Annotated in this window: 18 protein-coding genes; 13 read left to right on the forward strand and 5 right to left on the reverse strand. The window is 38.0% G+C overall.

The annotated features are described in order from the left end of the window. Nucleotides 1–13 precede the first annotated feature (13 nt). Complete coding sequence (locus tag BM146_RS08185) at nt 14–1399, forward strand: CapA family protein (protein ID WP_207649910.1); 1386 nt, start codon at nt 14–16, stop codon at nt 1397–1399. A 37-nt stretch (nt 1400–1436) separates the two neighbouring features. Here BM146_RS08185 and BM146_RS08190 read toward each other — a convergent pair whose 3' ends face one another. From BM146_RS08190 to BM146_RS08200, 3 genes are read right to left on the reverse strand one after another with little or no spacing between them, the layout of a single operon-like run. Then, a complete protein-coding gene (locus tag BM146_RS08190) occupies nt 1437–2132 on the reverse strand; it encodes a 5'-methylthioadenosine/adenosylhomocysteine nucleosidase (protein WP_074887085.1) in 696 nt (231 codons plus the stop codon). Between the two features lie 17 nt (nt 2133–2149). Continuing rightward, a complete protein-coding gene (locus tag BM146_RS08195; RefSeq protein ID WP_074887087.1) occupies nt 2150–2674 on the reverse strand; it encodes an S-ribosylhomocysteine lyase in 525 nt (174 codons plus the stop codon). 24 nt (nt 2675–2698) lie between these two features. After that, a complete protein-coding gene (locus BM146_RS08200; protein WP_074887090.1) occupies nt 2699–3565 on the reverse strand; it encodes a MurR/RpiR family transcriptional regulator in 867 nt (288 codons plus the stop codon). Nucleotides 3566–3755: 190 nt separating this feature from the next. On the opposite strand from BM146_RS08200, the gene BM146_RS08205 reads away from it, so the two are divergent. The 7 genes from BM146_RS08205 (at nt 3756) to BM146_RS08235 (ending at nt 11640) form a co-directional block, all read left to right on the forward strand. Beyond that, nucleotides 3756–4295 carry an NADH peroxidase gene (locus tag BM146_RS08205; RefSeq protein ID WP_022772152.1) on the forward strand — a complete coding sequence of 180 codons (540 nt, stop codon included), beginning with the start codon at nt 3756–3758 and terminating at the stop codon, nt 4293–4295. Between the two features lie 167 nt (nt 4296–4462). Then, a complete protein-coding gene (locus BM146_RS08210; RefSeq protein WP_074887094.1) occupies nt 4463–6043 on the forward strand; it encodes a glucose-6-phosphate isomerase in 1581 nt (526 codons plus the stop codon). A gap of 97 nt (nt 6044–6140) precedes the next feature. Continuing rightward, nucleotides 6141–7079 (forward strand): glycoside hydrolase family 43 protein, encoded by a 939-nt coding sequence (locus tag BM146_RS08215; RefSeq protein WP_074887097.1) that lies wholly within the window; start codon nt 6141–6143, stop codon nt 7077–7079. Nucleotides 7080–7115: 36 nt separating this feature from the next. Then, complete coding sequence (locus BM146_RS08220) at nt 7116–8627, forward strand: sensor histidine kinase (RefSeq protein ID WP_074887100.1); 1512 nt, start codon at nt 7116–7118, stop codon at nt 8625–8627. Nucleotides 8628–8653: 26 nt separating this feature from the next. Beyond that, a complete protein-coding gene (locus BM146_RS08225) occupies nt 8654–9343 on the forward strand; it encodes a response regulator transcription factor (protein WP_022772142.1) in 690 nt (229 codons plus the stop codon). Between the two features lie 127 nt (nt 9344–9470). Next, nucleotides 9471–10226: an RluA family pseudouridine synthase gene (locus tag BM146_RS08230; RefSeq protein WP_074887102.1), complete on the forward strand. Its 756-nt coding sequence runs from the start codon at nt 9471–9473 to the stop codon at nt 10224–10226. Next, nucleotides 10216–11640: a hypothetical protein gene (locus BM146_RS08235; RefSeq protein WP_074887106.1), complete on the forward strand. Its 1425-nt coding sequence runs from the start codon at nt 10216–10218 to the stop codon at nt 11638–11640. The genes BM146_RS08230 and BM146_RS08235 overlap by 11 nt, the downstream gene beginning before the upstream one ends. Here BM146_RS08235 and BM146_RS08240 read toward each other — a convergent pair. Continuing rightward, nucleotides 11621–12106, reverse strand: a complete 486-nt coding sequence (locus tag BM146_RS08240) for a hypothetical protein (protein ID WP_074887108.1) — start codon at nt 12104–12106, stop codon at nt 11621–11623. The two genes, BM146_RS08235 and BM146_RS08240, sit on opposite strands and share 20 nt — an antisense overlap. 226 nt (nt 12107–12332) lie before the next feature. On the opposite strand from BM146_RS08240, the gene BM146_RS08245 reads away from it, so the two are divergent. Together BM146_RS08245 and BM146_RS08250 are read left to right on the forward strand one after the other, a co-directional pair. Further along, nucleotides 12333–13112: a polyphosphate polymerase domain-containing protein gene (locus tag BM146_RS08245; protein ID WP_074887110.1), complete on the forward strand. Its 780-nt coding sequence runs from the start codon at nt 12333–12335 to the stop codon at nt 13110–13112. A gap of 32 nt (nt 13113–13144) precedes the next feature. After that, the gene (locus tag BM146_RS08250) at nt 13145–13837 is read left to right on the forward strand and encodes a DUF4956 domain-containing protein (RefSeq protein ID WP_074887114.1); all 693 of its coding nucleotides are present in this window, start codon (nt 13145–13147) and stop codon (nt 13835–13837) included. A gap of 421 nt (nt 13838–14258) precedes the next feature. On the opposite strand, the gene BM146_RS08255 is transcribed toward BM146_RS08250, so the two are convergent. Continuing rightward, on the reverse strand, nt 14259–14501 hold the full coding sequence (locus tag BM146_RS08255) for a hypothetical protein (protein WP_074887117.1): 243 nt from the start codon (nt 14499–14501) through the stop codon (nt 14259–14261). 257 nt (nt 14502–14758) lie between these two features. Here BM146_RS08255 and BM146_RS08260 point away from each other — a divergent pair, with 257 nt between their 5' ends. The 3 genes from BM146_RS08260 to BM146_RS08270 all read left to right on the forward strand — a co-directional run bounded on the left by BM146_RS08260 (nt 14759) and on the right by BM146_RS08270 (nt 21826). Beyond that, nucleotides 14759–16828, forward strand: coding sequence for a DUF4214 domain-containing protein (locus BM146_RS08260; RefSeq protein ID WP_074887120.1), 2070 nt, complete (start codon nt 14759–14761; stop codon nt 16826–16828). A 112-nt stretch (nt 16829–16940) separates the two neighbouring features. Next, nucleotides 16941–19154, forward strand: coding sequence for a DUF4214 domain-containing protein (locus BM146_RS08265; RefSeq protein ID WP_074887123.1), 2214 nt, complete (start codon nt 16941–16943; stop codon nt 19152–19154). 341 nt (nt 19155–19495) lie between these two features. Further along, nucleotides 19496–21826, forward strand: a complete 2331-nt coding sequence (locus tag BM146_RS08270; protein ID WP_074887126.1) for a DUF4214 domain-containing protein — start codon at nt 19496–19498, stop codon at nt 21824–21826. The last annotated feature ends 620 nt before the right edge of the window (nt 21827–22446 follow it).

A 22446-nucleotide genomic window follows, 5' to 3' on the forward strand; every position in this document is an offset into this window, starting at 1 on the left:
GCTACTCCTCGGAGTGGCAGTAGTTCTTTGTATACTCTTTTTCCTGGTTAAAGATAGTTATATTCCACGATGGGTTACATGGAATGAAAAGGCCATGAATAATGGGCGTTTAGTGCTTAAAGATAAAATGCTCACCTTATATGATGAGCAGGGAAATAAAATCTTTTCCACAGAGAAAACTGTTAAGGTTCAGGATTTTCTTTTGACTGATATTGATGGAAATGGGCATAAGGATATAATTGCCCTTGTGTGGAAAAGAGGAAAGTACGGAAAGTACAAGCCTTTTTGGATTGATAAAGATGAAAAGGCATATTCGCAGCATATCTTCATTTATGAGATCGAGGATGAAAACAAGGTAAGGCCAAAGTGGTTTGCCTCTGAAACAGGGCACCTTATCAGGCGGATGAAGCTTGAGGATGAAAGCGGAAAAATAATCCTCGTAGAAGATGTAGATAAAACCAATTCCCTGTGGAGATGGGATGGATTTGGACTTAAGAATGTGGATAACTCGGTAAGGTTCATAGCATTTGGCGATAATATCATCCACGAAGAGATTTATAAACACGCCTATTCCAATGAAAATGGAAGCTTTGACTTTTTATATGAACCTTTCAAAAAAGAAATTGAGAATGCTGATATAGCGGCATTTCAAGCTGAGACAGTACTTGTGGATAAAAAATCCATGGTAAGCGGCTATCCCACATTTGGTTCACCCAAAGAAGTGGGACAAGCTCTGGCTGATGCAGGATTTGATATAGCAGTGTGCGCCAACAATCATACTCTGGATAAAGGCATAGGTGCTGTTGATTTTACAAAGGATTTCTACGAGGATTGTGGATTAAAAACTGTTGGAATTCAGAAAAGTACTGACAAAACTTACAGGCCCTATGAATTGATATCAAGAAATGGCATAAAATTCGCGCTCTTTGCCTATACTTATGATACTAATGTGAAAAAATCTACTGAGAAATATCCAAATCTGGTCCATTACCTTCCACAGGATGAAGATGGCGAAAAAGAGCTGGTCAAAGACCTGACGGAAAGCCGGAAAGAAGCGGATATTGTAGTTGTATTCGTCCATTGGGGAGAAGAGTATCAGACAGAAATAAGCAGTTTTCAGGAACATTTTGCAGAGCTCTTTGCAGAGGGAAATGCGGATGTAGTTATAGGTACGCACCCACATGTGGTTCAGGAGACAAAAGAGATCATAAGACCTGATGGAAACAAGACAATAGTTTTTTATTCTCTTGGAAATTTCAGGGCTGATCAGGGTTTTTCTGAAGAAACTAAAATTGGAGAAGAAGCTCTTTTTACTGCTGAGCATACCTATGACGGAATCAGGATAACGGGCTTTGAAACCAAAGAAATAAATACATATTGGAAAGATGATATGAAATAAAAAAGGCTCCTCTATTTCGGAGAAGCCTTTATTTTTATCAAAGATTCTTTATAAGTTCCATTGTAAGTGCTGCGCAGTCTTTTGCTGCTTTTGCTTCGAATGTAGGATAATCCACATCAGCAGTTCCATCTGCCTTGTCAGAAATGGCTCTGATTATAAGGTACGGAATGTTGTTAAGGTAGCACGCCTGAGCAATTGCTGCGCCTTCCATCTCAGCGCACATGCCTCCGACATCAGCTATGATTCTGTCCTTTGTCTCTTTTCCGCTGATGAATTGGTCGCCACTGGCAACTCTTCCTTCAAAAACTCCGATGTCAGGAGCAACTTTCCCTATAGCTGCTTTTGCTTTTTCTCTCATATCAGCGTCAGCTACAAAAGATTCCACTCCAAGCTGAGGAACGACACCCATTTTATATCCAAATACTCTTACATCCATGTCATGATAAATAGCATCCGTTGAAAGAACCACGTCACCGATATTTATATCGTTGTTAAGGGATCCCGCGATTCCTGTGTTGATAATCTTATTAACACCAAAGATATCTGCAAGAATCTGGGCACATATTCCGGCATTTACTTTACCGATTCCGCTTCTTACTACTACAACTTCAGTATTCTCAATTGTTCCTTCATAAAACTCCATGGAAGCTTTTTTGACTACGTTTTTAACGTTCATTGAGCCTTTAAGAGTCTCGACTTCGACTTCCATAGCTCCAATTATTCCAATTTTCATTGTAGCTTCTCCTTTAATTATGAATCAAAGAACTGACGACCATCATCTGTTACAAGTCTCTCTGACTTAGGATATTCGAAAATCATGGAGTTATTAGCATTTTCAGCAAGGTAAGCAGCAAATTTACGTGCATGCCATTTAGCTATCTCAAGATTGTGCATGAGGTAATTACCACAATTAACAGCCGATGCACCCGGTACTTCCTCTGTATTTTCTACTGACTGAAATGCTCTTAAAAGAAGATCATGAATTTCTTTTGGTTCACGATTGCCTTTCATAATGAGATAAAAACCTGTAAGACATCCCATTGGGCCCCAATAAATAATCTGATCTTTCCAATCAGGATCGTTTCTGAGGAAAGTTGCAATGATGTGCTCTAAAGAATGCATTGCAGCTACATCAACTGCCGGTTCAACATTTGGTCTTGTTACTCTGATATCATAAGTTGTAACCTTATAGTCACCAAGAGTATCTACTCTGCTGGTAAATATTCCCGGTATGATTTTGGTGTGGTCTACAGAAAAGCTAGGGATTAAATCCATATCTGTATCTCCTTTCAAATAAAATTAGTCTTTGGGCATCTCATTGAATACCTCGTAGGAATCTCTGAGATACTCTCTTATATTATCATAATCTCTATTGGCAATGGCAGTATAAAGTGTATCAACTAAAAAAAGATGAGCAAAACGTGAACTTGTAATACCGCTCTTTTTATCTATTTCCGGAGAAGTAGCAAATAGAACATGGTCACAGCTGGTAGTAAGAGTGTTATTTCCAAGCTTGGTGATTGCAATTGTTGTCGCGCCAGACTCCTTTGCAATATTGAAGCACTGCATGACTTCTTTATTTTTGGCATTGTCACTAAAGAATAAACATACATCGCCCGGTGCTGCCTGAGATACTGTCATTAAACTCATATGAAAATCCTGATTAAAGACAACATTATAATGGATTCTCAAAAGCTTACAATATAAATCATAAGCAGCTACGCTGGCTGTTCCTATTCCAAAGAGCTGTACCTGTTTAGCTCCAACAATTTTTGTAACAACGTCATTAAAGGTTCCCACATCAAAAAGTCTATAGGTTGTCTGAACAGCCTGAACACTTGTTGCGCAGATATTATCTGCAATTGACTGAAGTGACGTGTATTCATTTACATCCTTAAAAGCAATCTTTGGTCCTTTATCAGCCTGTTTTAACGATGTATTAGCCTCTGCATAATATGCATTTTTCAGATCTTTTAGTCCATCATATCCTATAGCCTGGGCAAATCGGGTCCATGATGCCTGTGTTGTGCCTGATTTTTGAGCAAGTTCTTTTATGGGAAAAAGAAACAGATCATCCTTGTTTTGTAAAACATAATCAGCAACCAGTTTTTCTGAAGCAGGGAGAGAGTTATAGCAACTTTTAATTCTTTCGCTTACAACATTCATAAAAATTGGCCTCCAAACCATATCAATCATATATTCTTAATTGTAAACCATTTTGAAATTAAATTTCATAAGTAATTATAAAATATTTGTGAAAACCATTTAATTTTCTGACTATTATGATATGCTCGATGTAGGCAATTTAATTGTGGGTAGCTAGTTTTTTGTTTCGCAGGAAAGGAGATTTAATTTTATGAAATGGGTATGTCAGGTTTGTGGATACATTCATGAAGGTGATCAGCCACCAGAAAAGTGTCCGGTATGTAACGCTCCGGCTTCTAAGTTCCAGAAACAGGAAGGTGAGAAGGTTTGGGCATGCGAGCATGTTGTTGGTGTAGCTAGTGAAGCTCCGGAAGAAATCAAGAATGGTCTTCGTGAGATGTTTAATGGTGAGTGCTCAGAAGTTGGTATGTATCTTGCAATGTCAAGAGTTGCCATCAGAGAAGGTTACCCTGAAATCGGTGCTTTCTATGAGAAGGCTGCCTGGGAAGAGGCTGAACACGCTGCTAAGTTCGCTGAAATGCTTGGTGAAGTATTAACTGATTCTACAAAGAAGAATCTTGAACTTCGTGCAGAAGCAGAATATGGCGCTACTCAGGGCCGTGCAGATCTTGCTAAGAAGGCAAAAGAGCTTAATCTTGATGCGATCCATGATGCAGTTCATGAGATCGGCCGCGATGAAGCTAGACATGGAAAAGGCTTCCAGGGACTTCTTGATAGATATTTCAAATGATTAAATAGAATGCGAAAGGCTTCTCTGAGGTGATCGGAGAAGCCTTTTTTCATTCTGATTTAACCTATTTTTTATAGTTATGTGCTTGATATGCAAAAATTTCTTTGATACACTTTTAGCTGATGGCGGAATACGTTTTCCGAGCATCACTATAGGAGGATTTTATAATGGCCAATTGGAAAAATCTTGACACACTTAAATCTTTTGATGATTTAAAAACTGTAAAACATGTAGATCTTGTATCAGCTATGTCTGGTGAAAACGGTGCAAACAGAGTAAAGAACTATTCTGTAAAAATGGCTGCCGGTCTTTCATACAACTATGCTGCAAAAGAAGTTGATGATGACGTATTAAAGGCTCTTGAAGCTCTTGCAAAAGAAGCTGAGCTCTCAGAGAAATTTGAAGCACTCTATAACGGAGAAGTAATAAATACCGGTGAAAAGAGAATGGTCCTTCACCAGTTAACAAGAGGTCAGCTTGGCGAGAATGTTATGGCTGACGGAGTTAATAAGCGCGATTTTTATTTAAATGAACAGAAGAGAATCGCAGAGTTTGCAAATAAAGTTCACTCAGGTGAAATTGCAAACGCTAAGGGCGAGAAATTTACAACAGTAGTACAGATTGGTATCGGCGGTTCAGACCTTGGCCCAAGAGCTATGTACCTTGCTCTTGAGAACTGGGCACGCAGAACGGGCAACTTCAAGATGGAAGCCAAGTTCATCAGTAACGTAGATCCTGATGATGCATCAGCTGTTCTTAACGGAATTGATGTTGCTCATTCAATCTTTATCCTTGTATCCAAGTCAGGTACAACACTTGAGACACTTACAAACGAGTCATTCGTTATTGATGCTCTTAAGAAGGCAGGTCTTGATTCATCAAAGCACATGATCGCCGTAACTTCAGAGACATCACCACTTGCTAAGAGTGATAATTATCTTGAAGCATTCTTCATGGATGATTATATCGGTGGAAGATATTCTTCAACATCAGGCGTAGGCGGAGCAGTTCTTTCTCTAGCATTTGGACCTGATGTATTTGCTCAGTTCCTTGATGGAGCTGCAGAAGAGGATAAGCTTGCAGCAAACAAGAACATCTTCGAAAACCCTGCTATGCTCGATGCTATGATTGGTGTTTATGAGAGAAATATCCTTGGATATGGTAGCACAGCTGTACTTCCATACTCACAGGGACTTAGCCGTTTCCCTGCACACCTTCAGCAGCTTGACATGGAGTCTAACGGTAAGAGCGTTAACCGTTTTGGCGAGCCTATAAACTATGTAACAGGACCTATCATCTTTGGTGAGCCTGGTACAAACGGACAGCATTCATTCTACCAGCTTCTTCACCAGGGAACAGATATCATTCCTCTTCAGTTCATTGGTTTCAAGAACAGCCAGCTTCAGAATGATGTAAATATCCAGGACAGCACAAGCCAGCAGAAACTCTGCGCTAACGTTGCTGCTCAGATTGTTGCATTTGCATGTGGTAAAAAAGATGAGAATCTTAACAAGAACTTCAAGGGTGGCCGCCCATCAAGCATCATCATCGGTGAAGAACTTAACCCTAAGTCACTTGGAGCTCTTTTATCACACTTCGAGAATAAGGTTATGTTCCAGGGCTTTGTATGGAACATCAACAGCTTTGATCAGGAAGGTGTTCAGCTTGGTAAGGTTCTTGCCAAGAAAGTTCTCGCACACGAGACAGATGGCGCACTTGCTGAGTACAGCAAACTTTTAAATATCTGATAAAGAAATATATACTATAAAGGCTTCTCCGTTGAAGGAGAAGTCTTTTATATTGTATAATTATGAAATACATTATGATCAGTCTTGGGAGGGTTACATGAGCGCATATTTATTTGCACACTTTAAAGAAAAAACAACACCGGATGGGGAACAGGTTTATTTCGGTATTTCTAAAGATGGCTTTAACTGGGAACAGGTAAATAATGGGAAACCTGTTCTGGAGAGCACTATGGGTGAGAAGGGAGTAAGAGATTTTACCATCACCAGAAAAAAAGACAACACCTTTGTTATTCTGGCTACAGATCTTTCTCTTGCTTACAATTTCAAAGAAAAATATGAAAGCAATTGGAATAAAGTAAACAGAGAGGGCAGTAAAAACCTCTCAAAATGGGAATCTGACGACCTTGTTCACTGGTCAGAGCAGGAACTTATAAAAGTTGTAGATGACAATTACGGATGCGCATGGGCTCCTGATATCATCTATGATGAGGAAAATCAGGACTATATGGTTCACTGGTCATCAAGATACCCTGCAGATTCTACTAACGAAATGGCTATTTATTATGCCAAGACCAAGGATTTCAAGACCTATACTCAGCCAAGAGAGCTTTGCCATAAGCCGGACACGGGAATAATCGACTCAAACATAGTATATGAGAATGGTTATTACTACAGATTTACGAAGAGCGATTTCAATCCTGCTCACATAATTTTGGAGAGAGGAACATCTCTTACAGGTGAATATGAGAGAATGCCTCTTTTTGATGAAGAGATGAACAAGCTTGAGGATGGTCAGTATGAAGCACCTACATGTTATAAACTTCCTGATGGAAGCTGGTGTCTGATGCTTGATTTTTACGGATGTGAAAAAGAAAAACAGGGTTATGTTCCATTCGTTGCAAAAGACATTTCTACAGGAAAATTCGTGCGTTCTGACAAAGTGTTCAGTTTTCCGTATGGCTTTAAACATGGAACAGTTATGGAAATTACTGATGAGGAGTATAAAAGGTTGAAAGAGAACTATCCAAACAATTAACAAAATATGGTATACTAAAAGAGCATAGGAGGAATTATGCGATTCCGAACAAAACTCTTAATTACCTCACTGGCGATAGTAATCATACCGATAATACTTGCAATGGCGACATATTTTGCTGTTGGAAGGTATCTGATATATGATCAGCAGATTGATCAGTATTCCAAAGTGGTAGATTATGGAATGATCTCGGATCCCGGAGGAACCTTCTCCGAGATGACAGAGCAGCTGGTAAAAGAAATTCTGGTTACTATGTTGGCTGATCCATTCATTTTGGAGGATGAGAACTATCTTCAGCAATTGGATGAAGAAGTTGCACCAAGCTATTCATTTATAATTGTAAAAAAAGGCTTTACGGTCTACTACGTAGCAGATAAGAACAAGGCGAAAGAAGTTATTTATGAACTTCCGGGATTTGGAACGGATATTAAGGGTATTTACTATACTACCTCTAAGCATCTTGTAAGGCAGCTTGATTTCTACTTCTCAGATGGTGATGAGGGTAGCCTTTATATCATATCCGGTATCAGAACTGGTCTTACTACATCACTTGTAGTTTATATGACCATTGCGATAGTGTTTATCCTGCTGGTTACGAGTGTTCTTTTAACTACCTGGATCGCACGAAGTATATTTAAACCTATCAGCGAACTCAATGTGGCGATGCAGCATATCAAGGATGGAAACTTTGATTACATGCTTCCTACCAACGTTATGGAAAAAGGGGAGCTTGGAGCCATGTATCGCAATTACGAAGACATGAGACTTCGATTAAAGGAATCAGCTGATGAAAAGATAGAGAGAGAAAAGCAAAACAAAGAGCTTATCAGTAATATCTCTCACGATCTGAAGACACCTATTACTGCTATCAAAGGATATTCACAGGGACTTTTGGAAGGTGTTGCTGATAATCCTGAGAAGCAGATGAAGTACATAAGGATCATTAATAGCAAGGCTAATGATATGAACAACCTTATTAATGAACTTACCTTGTACTCAAGTATTGATAACAACAGAATCCCTTATAACTTTGTTAAGCTTAATGTGGCAGAGTATTTTGGTGACTGTGTTGAGGAAATCGGAGCTGATCTTGAGAGTAAACAGATCAAACTCAATTATTCCAATCTTACCGGCCCGGATACACAGATTGTTGCAGACCCTGAGCAGATCAAGCGTGTAATCAATAACATTGTCAGCAACAGTGTAAAATACATGCAGAGAACTGATGGAAAAGAGCAGATAGATATAAGGATTCTGGATGAAGTTGATTCCATAAGAATAGAGCTTGAAGATAACGGTAAAGGAATAGCTCAAAAAGATATACCGAATATCTTTGACAGGTTCTACAGAACAGATGCTTCCCGTAATTCCAAACAGGGAGGAAGTGGAATTGGTTTGTCTATAGTTAAAAAGATAGTAGAAGATCATGGCGGTTATATTTGGGCAACGAGCCATGAGGGAGAAGGAACCTGTATGCATTTTGTACTTAGAAAGTATATAGAATTTGCCAACGGTTCCGAAGCAGTTACAGTAGATAACGAAACATAAAATCCAAAGAAAGGCGAGATACGTGTATGAGTAGAATTCTTATTGTTGAGGATGAAGAGGCTATTGCCGACCTCGAGAAAGACTATTTGGAGCTTAGTGATTTTGAGGTCGCAATAGAGAACACAGGAGATGCAGGTCTTCAGACTGCCCTTGCAGAGGATTTTGATCTTATTATATTGGATCTGATGCTTCCAGGCATGGATGGATTCGAGGTTTGCAAACATATCAGAGAAAAGAAAGATGTGCCGATTCTTATGGTATCAGCCAAAAAAGATGATATCGATAAGATCAGAGGTCTTGGTCTTGGAGCGGATGACTATATTACCAAGCCATTTAGCCCATCAGAGCTTGTGGCTCGTGTTAAGGCACACATGGCAAGATATTCAAGGCTTGTCGGATCAGGTCATGAATCCAATGATTATGTAGAAATCAGAGGACTTCGAATTGATAAGACAGCCAGAAGAGTATATGTTGATGGTGAAGAAAAGAGCTTTACAACCAAGGAGTTCGATCTTCTCACCTTCCTTGCAGAAAATCCGAACCACGTGTTTACCAAGGAAGAACTCTTCCGTAAGATCTGGAACATGGATTCAATCGGAGATATTGCGACTGTAACTGTTCACATCAAAAAGATCCGTGAGAAAATCGAATACGATACCTCAAACCCTCAGTATATTGAGACAATTTGGGGCGTTGGTTACAGATTCAAAGTTTGATAACCGTTGATTTTGTGGCGGCAGGTAACACTGCCGCTATTTTTTTATAACAGGCGCGAGAATGTCGCAAGCGACATTCTTTTTTATAATAGTAAAATCTTATAGACTGAAATTTGAATTGTAGATAATGAAAAAAATAGAGTATATATATGAAGACAACGACATAATAGTATGTCATAAACCAGCAGGGATTGCCACGGAAGGAGCAGGTCCCGGTAAAATGGACCTTGTAAGTCAGGTAAGAAACTACCTCACAAGGAAAAACAGACAGGAAGGCAGCAGAGGTCCTGCTTATGTGGGAAGCGTCTATAGACTTGATCAGCCCGTAGAGGGTGTTGTTGTAATGGGCAAAAATAAAAAAGCAACATCAAGTCTCGCAGAGCAGATAAAAAAGCACACTACAGATAAGTATTACTATGCTCTTTGTTATGGAAATGTGGAACCAAGGGAAGGACATGTGGAAAACTATCTTGGCAGAAGAGAAGATAGTGGATTAGCAGCTATCTTTTCTGATGATGAAAAAGATACTCTTAATGAAAGCACTATTACTAGCCGAGATGGTGAGAAGATACGGCTTATAAACGGTGATGTGAAAAAAGCTGCCCTTGATTATGAAGTAGTATCTACCGGTAAGGAGACAACTCTTTTGAGAATCAAGCTAATGACCGGAAGATTTCATCAGATCAGAGTTCAAATGGCAGGCCTTGGCTATCCTATTGTTGGAGATGTCAAATATGGGAACGAAGAGTCACTGCAGTATACAGAAGAAAATGGCATAAAGACAGTATGTCTTGCCTGTTATAAATTTGGATTTAAGCATCCGACAACAAGAAAAAAAGTCTTTTTTGAAATTAAACCGGGATTCATAGACCATGAGAACTAAGATTCTAAAAATATTTTCAACTATACATGTGATAATGCTGTGCTCCATTCTGCCTTTGTATATGGAGCAGGGTTATTATAAACTTGGCGAGGCAAAAGGAAGAATGTACATGTTAATTGGCGGAGTATTTATCCTTATAGCCTCTTTTCTTGTTGGATTAACCAGAAAAAGTGAAGGTGTTCATGACATTCTTTTAAGATCACTTTTTTTAACAAATCTCGTAACAATGCTTTTTTCCTGCGACATAAAAACATCTTTTCTTGGTATGGAGGGATGGAGAATAGGTTTTTTGACTACTGCGATAATGATCCTTGATTGCTATTTTCTTACTAAAGGCCTCTATGTAGATGAGTATGTTTTTGCAGCAGTCTTTATAACACCGTTTCTTATATTTATTATTGGATCACTTGGAAGGTTCGGTATTTATCCGATTGAAATTTATGGAAGTAACGCATCTTTTCTTGCAACCATTGGAAACATCAACTGGTATGTGGGATTCTTATCTATATTTGTTCCGGCAGGTGTAGGATTATCATATCTTCAAAGGCCCGGAAGCAATAGTTTTTATGCATGCAGTTTATACACTGTGGCAGGGCTAATGGCACTTTTACTACAGGGAGCTGACAGCGGACTTCTTGTAATACTTGGTACTTATGGACTGTTACTGTTTTTTTCTCTTTCAGATAGAGCGTCGTTTCACAGGTTTCTGGTTCAGATTTTTACATTTGGATTGTCTGCAGAGATAGTCAATCTTATAATGCTCGTTAATTCCAAAGCTTATAATTATGAAGGGAATGTGCTAATTTCCCTGTGCAGTAATCACATAGGGATTGTTATTATTGCGGCATCATTTTTCTTATATAGATTGTCGGCTTTTCTGGATGAAATAGATTTTTTGTGGAAAAAGACCCTGTACAGGAGAGTCTTTTGTGGATTAGTTTTGGCTCTTGCTGTAGTTTGTACAGTAGTAATTATTGATGGCAGGATACCTTACAATTTCGGAAATGGCAGACTTTTTATCTGGCAGATTTCTTTAGATATGTTCCTTAATCTGTCATCTTGGCAAAAGATATTTGGAGTAGGTCAGGATTGCTACTTTTCATATGCTTATCACAACCCGATGTGGGCAGATTCTCTTTTGAATGTTCTTGAGGGCAACAGGCTTACAAACGCTCACTGCGAACTTTTGACAATTCTGATAGAAAGAGGAATCGTAGGAGCAACTCTATACTATGGATTTATCGGATACTCATTGAAAAAAATAATAAAAAAGGAGCCAGCAGCTATCATCTGCTCACTCCCTATAATTTCATATTTGCTTAACAGCGTTGTGTCTTTTTCCACAACTGTATCCACAACATTCCTATTCATGACTATTGGAATAGGTCTTTCTCTTAAGTCAGCTCAGGAATAGAAATAGAATCATCAAGCTCATGGAAGAAAGTTCTGGTTTCAACTATTCCAAAAAGAGCTTCCTTATACTCAAAAAGAAATCTTTCATTGATATTCTCTTTTCCGTACATCATAACTCTGCCCATATAGGCATTCAGGATTGAAACATAGCGTTTATCCTGATTAAACATCTTAATGATTTCGTCTTTCCTTCTGCGAGGATGCTTTGAAGCAAACTTGCGGATATCAAGCTGAAGATCTACAGGCATTTCTTTCTCCCTCTCTTGAACAGCATGTAGAATCTCATCATAAGTGTCATCATCGATCTTTTCAAATCGATCCGTAAACTCAAGACAACAGGCATTATCAGGCAGATGAAGCCTTACCCTGTCTTCTCCGTAAACATCTTCAATTTCTGCAACAACCTTTGGAATTGCAGGTTTTCCGTTGTAATCAAGAATGATTACCTTATCTCCCTTTTTGTACATAGACACCTCCCCCTTTAGTGATAAGAAAACAATTGATGTAATTAGGTGTTACTTAATGACATTATAGCATAAATAATCATGCGAAAAAGACCTTGGCTACGGGCTTTTTGCGATTTTTTATTAAGAATTTATAAACTATAAATCGTTTTAAGTTATTTTTAGGTTTCAATTTTAGAATGGCATCATAAGATAAAACATCACATAGAGAAAGAAATGGAGAAAAATCATGGCAGGTTTCAAAGATGTATTTCAGAGAATCGAAGTTAAATATTTGCTGGATGATATTCAATACAATGAGCTTATGAAAAGGCTTGAAGGAATGGCTGCTATAGACAGCTATGGAGAGACCTCCATTTTAAATATATATTTTGACACTCCGGATTTTAAGCTTATCGAAAGATCACTTGAAAAACCAAAGTACAAGGAAAAGTTAAGGCTTCGTACTTACGGCGTTGCAAGTGATGACACAAATGCTTTTATAGAGATCAAGAAAAAATATGCAGGAGTCGTCTACAAAAGAAGAATCTCAATGCCTTATGCCAAAGCAATTGATTACCTCGTAAATGGAAAGGAAATTGAAAACAAAACACAGATCTCAAATGAGATTGATTATTTCCTCAAGTACTACAAAGGAATCAGACCGGCAATGGCTATCTCTTATGACAGAATAGCAATGGCAGGCATTTCAGATCCGGATCTTAGGATCACATTTGATAGAAATATCAGATGGAGGACAGAGAATTTAAGCCTTTCACAAGGAAATGTTGGAAAAGATATTTTACTTCCGGGACAGCACCTTATGGAGCTTAAGATTGCAGGAGCTATGTCAATGGAACTTGCAAGAATTCTCGACGAACTTAATATCAGAAAGATTTCTTTTTCCAAATATGGAAGAGGGTATCTCGAATATATGTATGGACAGACCAATGAAATGATCATGAATGGCATAGTACCTGATCAGAAAAAAGAGGAATCAAACGTGGCCGTGTTTCGCAAAGCAGTCTAAACAAAAGGATAATTGGAAGGAGATTATATAAAATGACAACACAGACAGATTTAATTTTTGGATCAATTTTTACAAACGGAACAATAACAGGAGCAACATTTCTTATAGCAACCCTTTGTTCCCTGGCGATAGGTATTTTCATCGCTTTCATGTATACGATAAAGAACAGCTATTCAAAGAGCTTTATCTTAACACTTTCATTACTTCCGGCAATTGTTGGAGTGGTTATCATGATGGTTAACGGAAATGTTGGCGCAGGTGTCGCAGTAGCGGGAGCCTTCTCACTTGTAAGATTCCGTTCAGCACCTGGTTCAGGAAAAGAAATCGCGATTATCTTCCTGGCTATGGCTGTAGGCCTTGCAACAGGTATGGGATATATCGGACTTGCAGCAATTTTTGCAGTTATCATTTCAGTAGCTAATCTTATTCTTTCAAACTGCAGCTTTGGTGAGGGTGCTAATGAAGAAAAGACAGTAAAGATAACTGTTCCGGAGAGTCTCGATTTTGAAGGGATTTTTGATGACATATTTGAGAGATATACAACAAAGGCCGAGCTTCAGGAAGTTAAGACATCAGGAATGGGAAGCCTCTATAAGCTTAACTACAAAGTTGCTATGAGAGAAAAAGCTTCAACTAAAGGAATGATCGATGAAATCCGTCAGAGAAACGGAAACCTTGAGATTACATGTTCAAGACCGGTTGCAGTAAAGAGCGATGAGCTATAAGAAGTGGCTGCGCGATAGGTAACGCGAGAAGGACGCCAAAGGGAAAGAAAGTGTCTTGCTCACTCGGGTATTTCTCACAGTGATACATAAGACAATATAAAATAGCGCTATGACTTATTTCATGTTATTCAAAGCATAAGTCCTAGCGCTATTTTTATATTGCCATGTATCATCTGCTCGAAATAAATCCTTCGCAAGACACTTTCTTTGCACTTTGGCTGTGCATCATTTGCGTATCATATAGTAAAGTTATTCTCTTATTTTACCAGATATTTTATCAGAGAGCTTTTCTAATGTGCTGCTATCTAGTGTAAGAACGTTCGATGAAAATAGTGTTTTAACAAGCCAGACGAGGAACACAAAGACAAGAAGCGGGATGATGCACGAGGTGACGATCATTACTGCGAGTGTCTCTAAGAGACTAGTATTCCTGTGTTATAAGGATTCCCATATTAGTAAGGCCATCCTGAATAACTTCAGTATTTATGGTAACTACCACTTTGTCTTCTTTTGGTTTCATGGTAGCTATTGTAGTTTCACCTGAATCATCAATAGATGCCTTGCGCTCTTTCAAGTATCCAACAGTCAGTCCAATGATCGCTATTAAAGCAATTGCTATTATAGCGATATAAATTTTATTTTGAGTGTTTTTGGAAATATTCATTTGGGAATCTCCTATGTGGAAATGAATAAGGAGCTTGGCGCAGCCAATAAACTACAACAAGCGTCTTTTTATATAGTTCATTGATGATAGCAAAAGTATCATTGCAAATTTGCTGAAACACAACATATAGCTTTTTTAACGAAATAATGATAGACATCTAGTAGTAGGAATTGTATTATTAAAAATATATAAAATGTTGTTATTCCGTTTGCTGATGGAATAGAAAATTGGGGTGTAGAAAAACTAGGAGGAACGAAATGAAGAAAAGTATGTTAAAAGATGTGGGGGGAGAGCCTATGAATGGCGTACGAAGGTTACTTGCAGCGTTGATGGTTGGTCTGATGATGGTTTCTGGAGCTAAACTACCTGTAATGGCTACAGAAGGTCAGGAAGCTCATGAGTATATTCCGCCGGAAAATCCAAGATGGGATGAGACTAAGCCGGGAGTGGGATATATTGATATAGTTGATTCGACAAAAGGATATGTTGTAGCAGCTCTGTATAAAGATGGAAAGCAGATTTCAACAAGCAGAGGTTCCAGTGATGGTACGTCTACGCGCTCTTATACATTCAATACAAATATGAATTATTCAGGAATCTATACTTTTAAAGTAAAGATGTCTGCTGATAACAGTGATGGTTCAAGGGATATGTCATATGGTGCTGTTTCTGTAGAGAGTGCACCATTTGTTTATAATAGACCTTCAGAAGAACTTGCAACACCTGGAAACCTTCGTTGGAGTAGTGAGCAGCAAAATGTCGGAGAATGGGATCCGGTTGAACATGCACAGAGTTATATGGCGATACTGAGTCGTGATGATCAGTTTGTTATAGGTTTATACTCGCCGGCCAGTATAACAAAAGCTAATTTTTCACAATATATGGCAGATACTGAAGGACATACATATACTTTTCGAGTAATAGCGTATAGTGAAGACATAAATAAATGGGCAAACAGTAATAATTCCTTGGCTTCAGAACCATATGGTGGAACATCACAAGCTCAGGCAATTCAAGATAATATTGCAAGTGCGGCAAATGCAGATGAAAATACTGTTAACGATGTAGTTAATCAGCTTAAGTCACAAGATAACGCCAGTGCTATGTGTAATGCCATACAGGATAGTGAAGCTACCCAGCAGAACTTAAGTAAGCTTGAGAATACTTATAATCAGAAAAATGGAATTACTGTTAGCACTAATTCTGAAGTTGAATCAATTCCTACCGAAGGAATATCTGTTATAGGAGCAGGGCTTAATGCTGAGGCAGGTTCAACAGTTAATCTTAATGTATCACCTACACCTACAGATCCAAAATATGATACCGATATTTATAAAAATGTAATAGCTTTCGATATGAAACTCGTAGATGTAAAGGGAGATACAAAAACTGAACTTACTAATCTGGAAATACCGGCAGTTATCACACTTCCTATTCCTGCAGGAATGAATACTACTGACATGTTTATTCTACATTTTAAGAGTGATGGTTCCTATGAAAAAATTACTCCTGCAATTATTGAAAATGGAACTAAGGCTAAATTTACCATAACAAGTTTTAGTACTTTTGCTTTTGCAAATGCAAATAACAGTTCTACAGATCAGGTTACTGCATTTGTTTCTCGTATGTACACTGTTGCATTAAGCCGTTCTTATGATGAAAGTGGTTTAAAAGATTGGACGAGCCAGTTGAAAAATGGAACAAATGATGGAGCTGGGATTGCACAGGGATTTATTGAAAGCACAGAGTTCGTAAATAGAAATCTTTCAAATGAGCAGTATCTTGATGTTCTGTATCATACATTCTTTGATCGTGATCCAGATGAAGGCGGATATCAGAGTTGGCTTGCACAGCTTAATAATGGCACATCAAGACGCTTTGTCCTTGCAGGATTTGTTAATTCAGAGGAGTTCACAAATCTCTGCAATAATTATGGTATCACAAGAGGAACACTTGATGCAGGAAGTCAGCAAACAAATGCTCAGGTAAGAGCTTTTGTTGAGAGAATGTATGTAAAGGCTCTTGGACGTCAGGGAGAAGAAGATGGTATAAATAGCTGGACACAGCGCATTGTAAGTGGGGAGTGGCAGGCTGCAGAAGTAGCAAAAGCAGGATTCTTTAACTCACAAGAATATGTACTTAAAAATCGCACCAACGATGAGTTTGTTGAGGATCTTTACCAGGCACTCTTTGACAGACCATCAGATGAAGCAGGAAAAGCAGACTGGTTATCCAAACTTGCAAATGGAGCTTCCAGAGAAGATGTCATGAATGGTTTTGGTGGTTCTCAGGAATTTGCAAATATGCTTGCTGGATTCGGACTATAAAGTATGTATTCAAGAATATATAGCAAGTTAGAAGAGTGTTTTTAAGAAAAGAGATGTGAAAAGTCGATATGTCTTTTCACGGCTCTTATGTAGATAACCTCGGGAGGAAGAAATGAAACGACGGACTACAGCAATTCTACTGATCATTTTAATAATGGCTCTTACTTTATTTCCATCAATGCCTGTACAGGCTGCAAATGTATATCAAATGCCGTTAAAGGTTACATTCTGCCAGACAGAAGCAAGAAAAGAGTTAGATATGGTGAACTCTTTTCGTACAGGAAGTGAGGCATGGTATTGGAATAGTGACAATACGACAAAGACAACGCCAACTCTCAGCACTCTGAATTATGATTATAATCTTGAGAAAGTTGCAATGCAGCGTGCCGTGGAAATTGCACTGAATTATGACCATTACAGAGCTGATGGGGCAAAATTCACTAAAACATATAATGATCTAGGATATACTTACATGTCGAGTGGTGAAAACATAGCATGTGGGCAATTTAATGCTAATCAAGTGTTTAACGCCTGGAAGGAAGATGATGATCTCTATGAAGGTCAGGAACACCGCAGAAATATGTTAAGTAGTACATTTACTGACTGTGGTTTTGCATGCGTTAAGTATCAGGGAAAATATTACTGGGTACAGGAATTTTCGAAAAGTGGATCCACCTCATATGTAGAGACAAGTGCTGATAACAGCACATGTATCAAGAATGCGGCTATATCTGAAGACAATATAGGATGTGTGTATATAGATACTAAAGAGTCTTTGCATGGTGATGCGTACAGACCAAATTCACGAGATAAGCACTGGCAACAGCTGGGAACAACATACAGCCTCTCTAATATGGATATATTGTTTGAAGTATGTGATGATGGATCCTACGTTGAAAAAGTGGTTGCGACTAATCCAACCTGGGAAATTGCCGACAGTAGTATCGCCTCTATCTCAAATGGCTCTTTAAAGGCGAATAAAGTTGGAGAAACCACGCTTACAGCAAACTGCCAGCTTGGGGATATGGTTTTTATGACTACTGCTCATGTTAAAGTAGTAGATACTAAAATTGAGGTTTCTAAACCAGATATCAAGGTTGCAGTAGGTACTAAAGAAACAATCAAGGCAAGCCTTAACCCTTATGATGTTTATTTAAATGAAGATGTAAATTGGAGTGTTGCGGACAGCTCCATAGCTAGTGTTACAAATAATAATCAGGATGTTTATATCACCGGAATAAAGCTAGGAACGACTACGTTGGTAGCTGAAACAAATGATGGCGTGGTTAAGAATACCTTCCCTATTGAGGTGTATCAGAGCGTAACACAGGTTAACGTTGCCGGTAATAATTCAATTGAGCTTAATGTTGATGATAAAATGCAACTTTCGGCCACGGTTTTACCTGAAAATGCTTCAGATAAAGAATATGAATGGACTTCAAGTGATGCTTCAGTTGCAACAGTAAGCGAAAACGGACTGATTACTGCAATAGGTGCCGGACAGGTTGAGATACGGGCAACAGCAAAAGATAAGTATAATACAAGCACAAATAAACCATATGGTTCTGTTGTAGTGAATGTTACTGACATCTTTGCTGACCCGGTAGTGGCGTTTGTCTCTCGTATGTACACTGTTGCATTAAGCCGTTCTTATGATGAAAGTGGTTTAAATGATTGGACGAGCCAGTTGAAAAATGGAACAAATGATGGAGCTGGGATTGCACAGGGATTTATTGAAAGCACAGAGTTCGTAAATAGAAATCTTTCGAATGAGCAGTATCTTGATGTTCTGTATCATACATTCTTTGATCGTGATCCAGATGAAGGCGGATATCAGAGTTGGCTTGCACAGCTTAATAATGGCACATCAAGACGCTTTGTCCTTGCAGGATTTGTTAATTCAGAAGAGTTCACAAATCTTTGTAATAAATTTGGTATTACAAGAGGAACACTTGATGCAGGAAGTCAGCAAACAAATGCTCAGGTAAGAGCTTTTGTTGAAAGAATGTATGTAAAGGCTCTTGGACGTCATGGAGAAGAAGATGGTATAAATAGCTGGACACAGCGCATCGTAAGTGGGGAGTGGCAGGCTGCAGAAGTAGCAAAAGCAGGATTCTTTAATTCACAAGAGTATGTACTTAAAAATCGCACCAACGATGAGTTTGTTGAGGATCTTTACCAGGCACTCTTTGACAGACCATCAGATGAAGCAGGGAAAGCAGACTGGTTATCCAAACTTGCAAATGGAGCTTCCAGAGAAGATGTCATGAATGGATTTGGTGGTTCTCAGGAATTTGCAAATATGCTTGCAGGTTTTGGATTGTAAGCTAAGTGTATGAAGAATCGATTGAGTTAATTTGAAAAAATGGAAATACTTATATGCTTTATAATATTTATATTCGTGCTAGCATCATAATATGAGCAGTACATGTGAACAAAATATTGAAAAGAGGGGGGATGACAAGGATGTATTCAGAAAATATCCTTTAGCAAGTGAGCAAACAACTAATTGATTGTTTGTCTTGGAACAAAAATGAATATATCAGAAGTGGATAAACATTGAGTGAGCGATGATAAGTCTCTCCATAAGATGGTTTTTTACTTCTGATAAAGCACTTAATTATTTAGGAAAAGTATTGAGTTTTGTTGTGGGAAAGGAATGTATATATGAAAAAAAAGATAATATGCTTAATTATTTCAATGACACTTGTAATGTCGCAGGGAATAACATCCTTTGCGATAGATAATGTTGGGGAACTCATAGATAGTGAGATAGAAATACAGGAAGAAACAGCATTACCTAACACAGAGAGCACAGAAGATACAGTAAATATAGTAACAGATGGAGCAGAAAAATCACAGGAAGCTGTAGCAGAAAGCTCAGTAGAGGCGGCATCAGCAGAGGAAGCTAGTTTGGCAGGGGGAGACGCATCTTTAACTGAAGCTTCAACAGAAGTATTGGAAGCCGTGACAGAAAGCTCTGAGATAATATCAGCAGCAGAAGGCATTTCTGGAGATGTGATAGATACAGCAACTGGAAGTACTACAGAGCTGGAAAATAAAGAGTCAGAAGAAAAGCTAAAAGAAATATATGAAATTGAGAAATATGATGACGGAGTAACTAGTTTTGAGCAAGAAAGCAATGGTTCAAAGGCTACTGCGAATGGAATAACAAGTGGAAACTGGATAACCGGAAGTTTAAGTGCTAGTTGGGATGAGGATTATTATAAAATAACAGTTGATACCAAAGGCTATATAAATCTCTCTTTTTCTAATACTTTCGTTGATACCAGTTCTAATTGGAGCGTATTACTATTAGATGATAATCATACATACTATCGTGAGAATATACAAGGAGATAATAAAAAAACGGTAACATCAAATAATTATGGTGTTTCACCAGGAACATATTATATAAGAGTGACGATGGGATCGGGGCAGTATAGCCAGATAGGTACGGCTTCGTATAAAGTGAAAGTTGATTTTACTCCTTCAGATTCATGGGAATATGAACGTAATGGAGATAAAGATGTTGCTAACCCTATTGAAAATGGCAAAGAGAAAGCAGGATGTATTGATAACTCAAGTGATCAAGATTACTACAAACTTACGGTATATGAACCGGGATATATTAATATATCTTTTACTAATGCTTTCGTTGATACTAGTTCGGGGTGGAGGATTGTATTAGTAGATGATAAACGTACATATTATGAAAGCAAAATTCAAGGTGATAATAAAGGAACGGTTACTTCAAACAATTATGGAGTAGCATCCGGAACATATTATGTAAGAGTAGAGATGGGATCGGGTACATATAGTCAGATTGGTGCCAATACATATAAAGTAAAAGTTGATTTTACGCCTTCAGATTCTTGGGAATACGAGAGCAATGGAAATAAGGGTGTTGCAAATCCAATAGAAAGTGGTAAAGAAAAATCAGGATGCTTAGATAATTCAGGGGATATGGATTATTTCAAGATTTCGGTCGAAAGAGACGCTTATATATCAGTAGATTTTAGTAATGATTACGTAAATACTAGTTCCAACTGGAAAATTAAATTGATTAGAGATACTAGTAGTTATAGCAATATTTTTGAAAAGGAAGTTCAAGGTACTAATCAAGGTTATACAAACATTGGAAAAGCTGCAGTTTCAGCAGGAACATATTATGTTTATGTGACGATGGGAAGTGGAAGTTATAGTTCGATTGGTGCTGCAACATATAGGATAAGAGTTAATGTATTTTATAACGATGAACAAGTAAAAGCTTTTGTAACACGTCTTTATGAAACTGCACTTGGACGTTCTCCTGAACCGGCAGGTCTTAATGATTGGACAAACAAACTTATGAGTGGAGAAGCTCAAGCGGTTAATGTTGTTCAGGGAGTTCTATGTTCTCCTGAATATATTAACAAGGGTAAATCTAATGGAGAAGTAGTTAATGATTGCTATCAGGCCATGCTAGGCCGTGCAGCAGATAGTGCAGGTTACAACGACTGGACTGGAAGATTGAATAATGGAATGTCTGTAAATGCGATATTTGCAGGTTTTGTTGGTAGCAAAGAGTTTGCTAACCTTTGTGCAAGTTACGGAATAGCTCCCGGAACATATCAAATTACAGAGGAGCGTGATAAAAATGCAGGAGTAACAGCCTTTGTAAGCCGCCTTTATACACAGGCTCTTGGAAGAGCATATGATGTAGATGGTCTTAATGACTGGTGTGGAAGAATAAATGCTAATCCATCAAGAGATAACATTCTAAATGTTTCAACAAACGGATTCTTCCATTCTCAGGAGTTTACAAACAAAAACCTTAATAACACAGAATTTGTAAAGGTTCTTTATCGTACATTCCTTGGAAGAGAGTATGATGATGCCGGACTTGCAGACTGGGTAGGTCAGCTTGATCGTGGCGAGAATACTCGTGACGGAGTCATCAACGGCTTTGCAAACTCACAGGAATTTAGCAATATCATGGCTCAGTACGGACTATAATTTTCATTAACTTATAATAAAAGGCGCTCGATGTAACTTATCACTACATCAAGCGCCTTTTTATACATGTTCTTTTTTTATGCGGGCTTGGGGGGATTATGAACTAAGATTTATGAGGCTAGACTGTCAAACATCCGTGATAATTTGCTAAGTTGCTGTAAACACAACATATAGCGTTTTTAACGAAATAGTGATAGACATCTAGTAGTAGAAATTGTATTATTAAAAATATATTAAATATTGTTATTCCGTATGTTGACGTAATGGCAAATAGGGGGAGAAAATATTAGTTTTTTGAAATATATATGCAAATATTGTGGGCGCAGAATGAAATTTATAATCAATCTATTATAAAAATTATTTTATGTTACTTTACTTTGGATTAACTAAAACATATACTGTAATATTGGCTTGAATTATGGCACGATATATTGGGGAAAATGGAAATGCTTACAATTTTTTATATTTATATTCGTGCTAGCATCATAATATGAGCAATACATAGGAACAAGATAATGAAAAGGGGGATGGGATGACAAGGATGCATTCAGAAAATATCCTTGAGCAAGCAATTAATTGATAGTTTGCCTTGGAACAAAAATGAATATATCAGAAGCGGA

Origin of the sequence: Butyrivibrio proteoclasticus, from assembly GCF_900115735.1 — a bacterium.
In the GTDB taxonomy this organism is placed as follows: domain Bacteria; phylum Bacillota; class Clostridia; order Lachnospirales; family Lachnospiraceae; genus Butyrivibrio; species Butyrivibrio proteoclasticus_B.

What these genes read in the sequence shown, in the direction of transcription:
- BM146_RS08190 (WP_074887085.1), bottom strand. Translation starts at nt 2,132, where the DNA reads ATGAAAATTGGAATAATTGGAGCTATGGAAGTCGAAGTCGAGACTCTT.
- BM146_RS08265 (WP_074887123.1), top strand. Translation starts at nt 16,941, where the DNA reads ATGAAACGACGGACTACAGCAATTCTACTGATCATTTTAATAATGGCT.
- BM146_RS08235 (WP_074887106.1), top strand. Translation starts at nt 10,216, where the DNA reads ATGAGAACTAAGATTCTAAAAATATTTTCAACTATACATGTGATAATG.
- BM146_RS08240 (WP_074887108.1), bottom strand. Translation starts at nt 12,106, where the DNA reads ATGTACAAAAAGGGAGATAAGGTAATCATTCTTGATTACAACGGAAAA.
- BM146_RS08260 (WP_074887120.1), top strand. Translation starts at nt 14,759, where the DNA reads ATGAAGAAAAGTATGTTAAAAGATGTGGGGGGAGAGCCTATGAATGGC.
- BM146_RS08245 (WP_074887110.1), top strand. Translation starts at nt 12,333, where the DNA reads ATGGCAGGTTTCAAAGATGTATTTCAGAGAATCGAAGTTAAATATTTG.
- BM146_RS08200 (WP_074887090.1), bottom strand. Translation starts at nt 3,565, where the DNA reads ATGAATGTTGTAAGCGAAAGAATTAAAAGTTGCTATAACTCTCTCCCT.
- BM146_RS08270 (WP_074887126.1), top strand. Translation starts at nt 19,496, where the DNA reads ATGAAAAAAAAGATAATATGCTTAATTATTTCAATGACACTTGTAATG.
- BM146_RS08205 (WP_022772152.1), top strand. Translation starts at nt 3,756, where the DNA reads ATGAAATGGGTATGTCAGGTTTGTGGATACATTCATGAAGGTGATCAG.
- BM146_RS08195 (WP_074887087.1), bottom strand. Translation starts at nt 2,674, where the DNA reads ATGGATTTAATCCCTAGCTTTTCTGTAGACCACACCAAAATCATACCG.
- BM146_RS08255 (WP_074887117.1), bottom strand. Translation starts at nt 14,501, where the DNA reads ATGAATATTTCCAAAAACACTCAAAATAAAATTTATATCGCTATAATA.
- BM146_RS08225 (WP_022772142.1), top strand. Translation starts at nt 8,654, where the DNA reads ATGAGTAGAATTCTTATTGTTGAGGATGAAGAGGCTATTGCCGACCTC.
- BM146_RS08220 (WP_074887100.1), top strand. Translation starts at nt 7,116, where the DNA reads ATGCGATTCCGAACAAAACTCTTAATTACCTCACTGGCGATAGTAATC.
- BM146_RS08230 (WP_074887102.1), top strand. Translation starts at nt 9,471, where the DNA reads ATGAAAAAAATAGAGTATATATATGAAGACAACGACATAATAGTATGT.
- BM146_RS08215 (WP_074887097.1), top strand. Translation starts at nt 6,141, where the DNA reads ATGAGCGCATATTTATTTGCACACTTTAAAGAAAAAACAACACCGGAT.
- BM146_RS08250 (WP_074887114.1), top strand. Translation starts at nt 13,145, where the DNA reads ATGACAACACAGACAGATTTAATTTTTGGATCAATTTTTACAAACGGA.
- BM146_RS08210 (WP_074887094.1), top strand. Translation starts at nt 4,463, where the DNA reads ATGGCCAATTGGAAAAATCTTGACACACTTAAATCTTTTGATGATTTA.